This window comes from Mesorhizobium sp. M1E.F.Ca.ET.041.01.1.1 (assembly GCF_003997355.1).
Lineage (GTDB): Bacteria > Pseudomonadota > Alphaproteobacteria > Rhizobiales > Rhizobiaceae > Mesorhizobium.
Genome location: NZ_RZSL01000776.1, coordinates 1 through 2,343, shown reverse-complemented (window position 1 = coordinate 2,343; position 2,343 = coordinate 1). Strand labels below are relative to the sequence as shown.

The window sequence follows — 2,343 nt, the reverse complement described above, 5'->3', positions numbered from 1 at the left end:
GGCCTTGTCGGCACCGAGCGTGATGGCCTGCGGCCGATCCGCACGAGGCTCGATCATATGGAGTGCGGCCACCCGCTCAGCATGTCCGTCGGCCAGTGTCAGGCAGGCGTCGACCAGCAGGCCGTGGCGGTTCTCCATCAAGCCATGTCCCATAAGCACAGCTTGGCCTCCTTGCCCTGTCCCTTGCGGTAGAGCTTGGCGTCGGGATCGGTGGTCGAGGCATGTGTGTCGTTCGAGCGCCTGTGGCCATGGAAGTCCGCTTCCGCATTGCGTCCACCCCCGTCAGCCGGCGGCTCGCCCGAGCCGTCCTTCGGTTTGACGCTCTTCATCGACGCCCATGCCTCGATCAGCGCCGTCGACCGAGAAGTGATCCGTCGACAGAAGCTTCTTCACCTTGGGTTGCGCCAGCACCGCCGCCAGGAACTTTGCAGCGATGTCGCCCTCCAGCAACCGGTCGCGGTTCTTGGAGAACACCGAATGATCCCAGGCCGCATCGTCAACGCCAATCCCGACGAACCAGCGGAACAGAAGGTCGTATTCCAGCCGCTCCATCAACAGCCGCTCCGAGCGGATCGAATAGAACGCCTGCAACAGCATCGCCCGCAGCAGCTTCTCCGGCGGGATCGACGGCCGTCCGATCGGCGAATACAGCGCCGCGAAGTCCCGCTCCAGCGCCGACAGCGCCTCGCTCACGATCAACCGGATCGCCCGCAACGGATGATTGCGCCGCACCCGCGCCTCAAGGTCAACATAGCTGAACAGTTCGCCAGTTCGATCGTCGCCGCCGCGCACTCGTCACCTCCGAATCCCTTCGGAACCAGTGAATCACCGCTGCGGTCCGGTGGCGAGTGCCTTTTTCAACAGCCTGCTAGGACATTGGTCAATGGCCTCCGTCCAGCGCCGCCGGCGACCAAAAGCTTGCAACAAATCCTTCAAATCAGTTCACCGGATCTTTGCAACCGCAGATCACTGACAATGGTATGTTCACCGCGCAGGCCGAGGTTTCGGCACGAAAAAAGCTGGAGACTGCTAACGCTCAAACTATCGCACAGCACACAACGGTGGGTCAAAACCATGGCAACAAGAGTGCTCATTATGGTTGAAGGCCGCTTACCTAGCGACTGATCCCGCTCAGTACGACTTGCGGCGGAACGACTTGAGACAATGCGTGATCCGGCCGCCTGAGCACGCCGCAGCGGATCTGATGTCAGCGGCCCGCTACAAGAGGTCAGGTCTATGAGGCTCACGCAAAGTGTTGATGAGAGAAAATATACAGTCAAATGGTTTCTTTAGGAAAGCAATGATCGACCTCAAAAATCAACGTATATTACCATCGAAAACTAATGAGCCGCAAAAATGAGAAATCACCCTTCTTCATCAGACATTGAAACACACTTCAGCGACGATTACTTGCATTTTGGCGATTTGGTTAATTCACCAGAGAAGAGCGACCGGGAAGTGCGAGCAATTTGGGAGCTTCTTTCACTTAGAGAAGGCAGCTCAGTACTTGAACTCGGGTGCGGATATGGTCGGATTTCTAACAGATTGGCGGAAAAAGGAGCGCGGGTAACCGGACTGGACATGTCGGCGATCTTACTAAAAAAAGCCGAAGCGGATGCAACCGAACGCAGGGTAGCAGTTGAGTACATACTTGGCGATATGCGTTCACTTCCCTGGCGGGATCGCTTTGACGCGGCTTTTCTGTGGTACACGACATTTGGCTATTTCGATGAAGCTGACAATGAGAGAGTTCTTCATGAAGCCGCTTCTTCGCTTCGAAAGGGCGGGCGCCTGCTAATCGATCAGCTCAATCGTTTCGCTGTTCTACGCGACAAGTCGCCTACCCACGATATCGTGCAGCATAACGATGATCTAAGAATAGATATAACAAACTACGATGCACTAGCCGATCGTCAAAACACCGAGAGGATTGTCGTGCGCAACGGATGCGTAAGACGAACGCGGCTTTCTGTCAGACACTATGGATTTTCTGAATATGTTCGCATGTTGCGAAGCGCGGGGTTTGAGACTGTTAAAGCCTATGGGCTGGAAGGTGGAGATTTCACACCTTATGGCCCGCGTCTCCTGGTTGTCGCGTATAAGTAAGTGGGCCCCAGGGCGACGGATGGCGGCTGCTTCTACGTACTCCGTTGCCGATGCCAACCGCAAGCGCCGAGTATCAGGTTCCAGCGTCACTATTGTCTCTAACTCGTCTTATGCACGACGTTGGGCCTTTGAGGTTGGCGGATGCAGCTTAAGCGATAGATTTGGCGTAAGAATCGGTTGCCTAGGCCAACCCTTCCACCGCATCTCGCGAGCCACACCCGCCATGACCGAGAAACG

General features: G+C 56.1%; 1 protein-coding gene and 1 pseudogene. One reads left to right on the top strand and one right to left on the bottom strand.

The features are described 5' to 3' along the window. Positions 1–792 (bottom strand): annotated as a pseudogene (locus EOA38_RS33975) (IS5 family transposase); the annotation flags it as partial. Between the two features lie 564 nt (positions 793–1,356). On the opposite strand from EOA38_RS33975, the gene EOA38_RS33970 reads away from it, so the two are divergent. Continuing rightward, the gene (locus EOA38_RS33970) at positions 1,357–2,106 is read left to right on the top strand and encodes a class I SAM-dependent methyltransferase (protein WP_127301277.1); all 750 of its coding nucleotides are present in this window, start codon (positions 1,357–1,359) and stop codon (positions 2,104–2,106) included. Positions 2,107–2,343 lie beyond the last annotated feature (237 nt).

Excerpts from the sequence above, each read along its gene's own strand:
- EOA38_RS33970 (WP_127301277.1), top strand. The coding sequence starts at position 1,357 with ATGAGAAATCACCCTTCTTCATCAGACATTGAAACACACTTCAGCGAC.